The sequence below is a fragment of the Arthrobacter sp. Hiyo1 genome, from assembly GCF_001263615.2.
In the GTDB taxonomy this organism is placed as follows: Bacteria; Actinomycetota; Actinomycetes; order Actinomycetales; family Micrococcaceae; genus Arthrobacter.
This window is the reverse complement of the sequence record NZ_DF952469.1, coordinates 82,054-88,670: the sequence shown is the minus strand read 5'-3', so window position 1 is coordinate 88,670 and position 6,617 is coordinate 82,054. Positions and strand designations below refer to the sequence as shown.

Here is a 6,617-nt window from a genome sequence, read left to right as displayed (position 1 = left end):
CCGCAAAACTCGACCACGGCGCCACGGGCTACGTACCGGCGGACGGAATCTACGCCGGCTGGCTCGTGGACGAATCCGGAACCCGCTGGCCAGCCGCGATTTCAGTGGGTTCCAACCCCACGTTCGACGGCGTGAGCCGCCAGGTGGAAGCGCACGTGATCGACCGCCCCGAGGAGGCGGTGGAGGACTTCAACCTCTACGGCCAGACCGTCGTGGTGGAATTTACGGCGCGGCTGCGAGGCATGGTGGCCTACCGCGGACCCGAGGCCCTGGTGGAACAGATGCGGCTGGACGTCGTCCAAGCCCACCATCTCCTGCTGGACAAGTAGCCCCCTACCGTGAGCGTTGAGAAGAACACCCGGCCACTCGACGAAGGCATCGTCAAGGACTTCAGCTCACGCATGAGCTACGCCTCCTACCTGCAGCTGCCCGTGCTGCTCAGCGCCCAGCAACCTGTCAGCCAGCCTGAACACCATGACGAACTCCTGTTCATCATCCAGCACCAAACCACCGAGCTCTGGCTAAAGCTGGTCCTGCACGAACTCCGCAGCGCGGCCGCCTGGCTCCGCCAGGACGACCTCGGCTCCGCGCTCAAGGCCATCGCCCGGGTCAAGCACATCCAGAAGACGCTCACCGAGCAATGGTCGGTGCTCGCAACGCTCACCCCCACCGAGTACTCCCAGTTCCGTGGCTTCCTGGGCAATGCCTCCGGCTTCCAGTCGAGCCAATACCGCGCTGTCGAGTTCATCCTCGGCAACAAGAACGCCAAAATGCTGCCAGTGTTCGAATCCGATCCGGAGTCGAAGGCGATGCTGGAGGAGCTCCTGAATGCCCCGAGCATCTACGACGAATTCCTGGCCTTCCTCGACCGGAACGGCTACGACGTTCCGCGGTCCGTCCTGGACCGGGACGTCACCCAGGCCCACGAGTTCGCCCCCGAGCTCTTGCCTCTTTTCAAGCACATCTACGAACATGCCGCAGACAACTGGGCGGCGTACGAAGCGTGCGAGGAACTGGTGGACTTGGAAGACAACTTCCAATTGTGGCGCTTCCGGCACCTCCGCACGGTGCAGCGGACCATCGGCATGAAGACCGGAACCGGAGGCTCGAGCGGTGTGTCCTTCCTGAAGAAGGCCCTTGACTTGACGTTCTTCCCTGAGCTTTTCGCCGTCCGGACCGAGATCGGGCAGTGAGCGGCGGCCGTCGTTGAAGAGGCTTTGATGAGGGTCACACGGCAGCTTTCGACAAGATTGCCGGGCTGCCGGTAAACTGAGGGATGGATCCGGCTGCAGTCCGTGGCGGCTGGACCTGTTTTGTGTGCGGTCATCGGCGCATTACAACCCGGCAGCGAGGCGCTGAATCGGGACGCACGGCACAACTCTAGGAGTTCACGTGGCACTTGAAGCCGCTGTTAAGCAGTCCATCATCGAGGCATACGCAACGTCCAAGGGCGACACTGGTTCGCCGGAGGTCCAGATTGCAGTCCTGACTCAGCGGATCAAGGATCTGACTGAGCACATGAAGGAGCACAAGCACGACTTCCACACCCAGCGCGGTCTGCTGGCCATGGTTGGTCGTCGCAAGCGCATGCTGGGCTACCTCAAGAAGACTGACATTGCCCGCTACCGTGCGCTCATCGAGCGCCTCGGCCTGCGCCGCTAGTTTGACTTCGGGCGGCCCGATCCTCCGCGGAACGGGCCGCCTTTTCTCCATAACTAAATCCAACACTTAACAGGAGTTCAACCGCATCGCGCATTCGCGGTCCTCGGTAGTGATCCCCGGGAGCAACCTTCTGCGATGAAGGCACAGCCCGTGGGTCTCGATCGATGACCGGGTGTCGTACAGGCCAGGAACAGACGCTGGCCTGGGTCGATGCGGGAGGACTTCCGCTAAACAAGAAACGGAGGTGACTCTCAATGGAGGGTCCCGAAATCCAGTTCTCAGAAGCCATCATCGACAACGGCCGCTTCGGCAAGCGTGTAATCCGCTTCGAAACCGGCCGCCTCGCCAAGCAGGCAGCCGGCGCCGCGATGGTCTACATCGACGAAGACACCGCACTGCTGTCCGCAACCACCGCAGGCAAGTCCCCGCGTGAAGGCTTCGACTTCTTCCCGCTGACCGTCGACGTCGAAGAGCGCATGTACGCCGCCGGCCGCATCCCGGGCTCGTTCTTCCGCCGTGAAGGCCGCCCGTCCACCGAAGCCATCCTTGCTTGCCGCCTCATGGACCGCCCGCTGCGTCCCGCGTTCGTCAAGGGCCTGCGCAACGAGGTACAGATCGTCGTGACCGTCCTGGCGATCAACCCGGACGAGCTCTACGACGTCGTGGCCATCAACGCCTCGTCCATGTCCACCCAGCTCTCCGGCCTCCCGTTCTCCGGCCCGATCGGCGGCGTCCGCGTTGCCTCATCGCCGACGAACAGGGCACCGAATGGGTTGCCTTCCCGAAGCACTCACAGCTCGAGAACGCCGTCTTCAACATGGTTGTTGCCGGCCGCATCGCCGGGGACGACGTCGCCATCATGATGGTTGAAGCCGAAGCCACGGACAACTCCTGGAACCTCATCAAGGAACAGGGCGCCACCGCTCCCACCGAAGAGGTCGTTTCCGAGGGCCTCGAGGCTGCCAAGCCGTTCATCAAGGCCCTGTGCGAGGCCCAGGCTGACCTGGCCGCCCGCGCTGCCAAGCCTACGGTTGAATTCCCGGTCTTCCTGGACTACCAGGACGACGTTTACGCCGCTGTTGAAGCCGCCGCTGCCGAGAAGCTTGCTGCTGTCTTCCAGATCGCCGACAAGCAGGACCGCGACAACGCCTCTGACGAACTCAAGGACGAAGTCCTTGGCGCCCTCGCCGGCGAGTTCGAGGGCCGCGAGAAGGAACTGTCCGCAGCCTTCCGCTCCTTGACCAAGCAGGTTGTCCGCCAGCGCATCCTCAAGGACCAGATCCGCATCGACGGCCGCGGCCTGACGGACATCCGCCAGCTGACCGCCGAGGTAGAGGTCCTGCCCCGCGTTCACGGTTCCGCCATCTTCGAGCGTGGAGAAACCCAGATCATGGGTGTCACCACGCTGAACATGCTCAAGATGGAACAGCAGATCGACTCGCTGTCTCCTGTCACGCGCAAGCGCTACATGCACAACTACAACTTCCCGCCGTACTCCACCGGTGAAACCGGCCGCGTCGGCTCCCCGAAGCGCCGCGAAATCGGCCACGGTGCACTCGCAGAGCGCGCCCTGGTTCCGGTTCTCCCGTCCCGCGAGGAATTCCCGTACGCCATCCGCCAGGTGTCCGAGGCCCTCGGCTCCAACGGTTCGACGTCGATGGGTTCCGTCTGTGCTTCCACGCTGTCCCTGCTCAACGCAGGCGTGCCGCTGAAGGCCGCCGTTGCCGGTATCGCCATGGGCCTGGTTTCCGACCAGGTTGACGGTCAGACCCGCTACGCTGCCCTGACCGACATCCTCGGCGCCGAAGACGCTTTCGGCGACATGGACTTCAAGGTTGCCGGTACTTCCGAGTTCGTCACGGCCATCCAGCTGGACACCAAGCTCGACGGCATCCCCGCATCGGTCCTGGCCGCAGCCCTGAAGCAGGCCCGCGAAGCCCGCCTGCACATCCTGGACGTCATCAACGCCGCCATCGACACCCCGGACGAGCTCTCCGAGTTCGCACCGCGCGTGATCGCCGTCAACATCCCCGTTGACAAGATCGGTGAGGTCATCGGCCCCAAGGGCAAGATGATCAACCAGATCCAGGAAGACACCGGCGCCGACATCTCCATCGAGGACGACGGCACCGTCTACATCGGCGCCACCAACGGTCCGTCTGCTGAAGCAGCCCGCGCCGCGATCAACGCCATTGCCAACCCGCAGATCCCGGAAATCGGTGAGCGTTACCTGGGCACGGTCGTCAAGACCACCACCTTCGGTGCGTTCGTTTCCCTGACCCCGGGCAAGGACGGCCTGCTGCACATCTCCGAGCTGCGCAAGCTGGCCAGCGGCAAGCGCGTGGACAACGTCGACGACGTCGTCTCCGTGGGCCAGAAGATCCAGGTCGAGATCACCAAGATCGACGACCGCGGCAAGCTCTCCCTCTCCCCGGTTGTGGCCGAGGAAGAAGGCGCCGTCTCCGAGGAAGCTCCCGCCGAAGAGGCTGAAGTTTCCGCCGAGTAGCCTGAACCGGCAAACACGCGGCAGGACCGGTGGACATGTCCACCGGTCCTGCCCGGTTTTAACAACGGATTCCCGTCCCGGGGGCGATGCGCCCGCTGGTACGATTGCAGCCAGATTTGGCACCCATGATTTCCCGCAGAACTGAAAGGTCTTGATGACTGTCGTACCCCTCCCATTGGCGCAGACCGTGCCCGGCGGCGAATTGATCCATGGCGCTGAAGGCGGCTCCGTTGTCCGGCGTTCAGTGCTTCCGGGAGGCGTCCGGGTGCTCACAGAGGCCATGCCCGGGCAGCGATCCGCAACCATCGGATTCTGGGTGGGTGTCGGTTCCCGGGACGAGGCGGACGGCCAGCACGGCTCCACCCACTTCCTTGAGCACCTCTTGTTCAAAGGCACCAAGAAGCGCACAGCCCTGGAGATCGCGTCCGCTTTCGACGAGGTCGGCGGTGAATCGAACGCGGCCACCGCGAAGGAAAGCACGTGCTACTTTGCGCGGGTGCTGGACACAGATCTTCCGATGGCTATCGACGTCATCGCGGACATGATCACCGGCGCCGTGCTGGATCCTGAGGAACTTGAGCAGGAACGCGACGTGATCCTTGAGGAAATCGCCATGGACAGCGATGACCCCACCGACGTCGCACATGAAAACTTCGTGGCCGCAGTGCTCGGTGTGCATCCGCTGGGCCGACCGATCGGGGGCACCCCTGCCGCCATCAAGGCTGTGTCCCGCGATTCGGTGTGGGCACACTACCAGCGCTACTACCGGCCGGACGAAATTGTCATTACCGCCGCTGGCGGCCTGGACCACGACATCGTGTGCCGCCTCGTGCTCGATGCCTTGCGGACGGCCGGGTGGGAGCTGAAGGAGACCGCTGCCCCCGTTGAGCGCCGCTCCACCGAGCGGGCGGACATCACGGGTACCGCAGGACTGCATGTGATCAAGCGTCCCGTGGAGCAGGCCAACATCATCATGGGTTGCCCCTCGATCGTGGCCACCGACGATCGGCGCTTCGTGATGAGCGTCCTGAACGCTGTCCTTGGCGGTGGCATGTCTTCGCGCCTCTTCCAGGAGATCCGCGAAAAGCGGGGCCTCGTCTACTCCACCTATTCCTTCGCCTCCGCCTATGCTGACGCAGGCTACTTCGGCATGTACGCCGGCTGCACGCCGTCGAAGGTCAAGCAGGTCCTGGAACTCCTGGGCGCCGAGCTGGACAAGCTCGCTGCCGACGGAATCACGGACGAGGAACTGCGCAAGGCCGTCGGCCAATTGTGCGGCGGAATCGTCCTGGCCCTTGAAGACACCGGTTCGCGGATGTCCCGCCTCGGCCGCGCCGAGCTCGTCTCCGGCGAATTCCAGGACATCGACGAAACGCTGGACCGCATCAAGGCCGTCACCGCCGAGCAGGTCCAGGAACTCGCCCGGGTGCTCGCCGAAGCCCCCCGCACCGTAACCGTCGTCGGGCCCTTCGAGGAAACCGAGACGTTCGGCCTCTGAACCCGCGTCCGGGTGGGGAAGGCTGGACGCGCCTGCTCGATCGGGAACATGATGGTGACGTATCCATCGTCCCGCGCAGGAGTCGCCATGAACGAGCCATTGAAGAGTCATGCACACACTGCGCTGGAGGCATTCCTGGGTCATTGGCGGGGGAGCACCGAGCTTGCGGCCTCGCCCTGGGGACCCGCCCGGACCGCCGACGCCGAGGTGACCTTCTCGCGCGCGGCGGGAGCTACGCCTTGGTGCAGAGCTACCGGCACATCGAGCCTGACGGCACCCATTTCGAGGGCCACGGTGTCTTCACCGTTGACCCGGACCACGGAGAGACCCTCTGGTACTACGTGGACAGCATGGGCCGGCCACCGGAAGCTCCGGCCCGCGGGCATTGGGAGGACGGCACGCTCAGGCTTGAGCGGCGTAGTCCTCGCGGGACCGCGCGCCACACCTTCAAGGTGGACGGTGGCGTGCTGACCCACACGGCGGAACTGAGGCTCGGGGATGCCCCGACGTTCAGCCCGTTCATGGTCTCTGTGTGCAGGCGCGTCTAAGGCACACGTCCGGCAGGCACAGCGTTCAGAGGACCTTGGCCTCCAACGACTCAACGATCCGCGCATCCGGCATGCCGTCGAGCGAGGCCGGCCTTCCAGGTCCACTCCACACCCGTGTCCGCAAGGTGTCCAGCATTGATTCAGCGCGCTCCCGCTCGACGAAATCAAGCTCAATCAGGACCCGCTGGGAATCGTCCACGGGCTTGGAGACCCTGTACGAAACAACGCCGGAGCCGGCGCGATCTGCCGGATCCGAGTCGAACGACCGCTTCCATGCGTCGAAGTCGTTCACGGCGTGTTCGATCAGGAGGGTGTACATGGCTGTTCCTTTGCTGTTGCGCGGATAGGCACAGCGTAGGCTCCTTGGACCCCGGGAGCCACCCTCCGGCCGTGGCCGGCTCAG

6 protein-coding genes and 1 pseudogene are annotated in these 6,617 nt (G+C 64.1%); 6 read left to right on the top strand and 1 reads right to left on the bottom strand.

Annotated features, from left to right (window positions below):
* From AHiyo1_RS05035 to AHiyo1_RS05010, 6 genes and pseudogenes are all read left to right on the top strand, one after another.
* The coding region (locus tag AHiyo1_RS05035; RefSeq protein ID WP_216363135.1) for a riboflavin kinase at positions 1-329 on the top strand (329 nt) is incomplete at its 5' end.
* A gap of 9 nt (positions 330-338) precedes the next feature.
* Entirely contained in the window at positions 339-1,193 is an 855-nt protein-coding gene (gene kynA, locus AHiyo1_RS05030; protein WP_059387817.1) for a tryptophan 2,3-dioxygenase, read from the top strand.
* Positions 1,194-1,392: 199 nt separating this feature from the next.
* Complete coding sequence (gene rpsO / locus AHiyo1_RS05025; protein ID WP_028266602.1) at positions 1,393-1,662, top strand: 30S ribosomal protein S15; 270 nt, start codon at positions 1,393-1,395, stop codon at positions 1,660-1,662.
* A gap of 254 nt (positions 1,663-1,916) precedes the next feature.
* Positions 1,917-4,168 (top strand): annotated as a pseudogene (locus AHiyo1_RS05020) (polyribonucleotide nucleotidyltransferase).
* A 154-nt stretch (positions 4,169-4,322) separates the two neighbouring features.
* Positions 4,323-5,666, top strand: a complete 1,344-nt coding sequence (locus tag AHiyo1_RS05015) for a M16 family metallopeptidase (protein ID WP_059387816.1) — start codon at positions 4,323-4,325, stop codon at positions 5,664-5,666.
* 242 nt (positions 5,667-5,908) lie between these two features.
* Positions 5,909-6,214, top strand: a complete 306-nt coding sequence (locus AHiyo1_RS05010) for a DUF1579 domain-containing protein (RefSeq protein ID WP_445286195.1) — start codon at positions 5,909-5,911, stop codon at positions 6,212-6,214.
* 25 nt (positions 6,215-6,239) lie between these two features.
* Here AHiyo1_RS05010 and AHiyo1_RS05005 read toward each other — a convergent pair whose 3' ends face one another.
* Positions 6,240-6,533 carry a hypothetical protein gene (locus tag AHiyo1_RS05005; RefSeq protein ID WP_059387815.1) on the bottom strand — a complete coding sequence of 98 codons (294 nt, stop codon included), beginning with the start codon at positions 6,531-6,533 and terminating at the stop codon, positions 6,240-6,242.
* Positions 6,534-6,617: the final 84 nt, after the last annotated feature.

Bases quoted from the DNA above. Each gene is read 5' to 3' on its own strand.
- AHiyo1_RS05005 (WP_059387815.1), bottom strand. From the start codon at position 6,533: ATGTACACCCTCCTGATCGAACACGCCGTGAACGACTTCGACGCATGG.
- AHiyo1_RS05015 (WP_059387816.1), top strand. From the start codon at position 4,323: ATGACTGTCGTACCCCTCCCATTGGCGCAGACCGTGCCCGGCGGCGAA.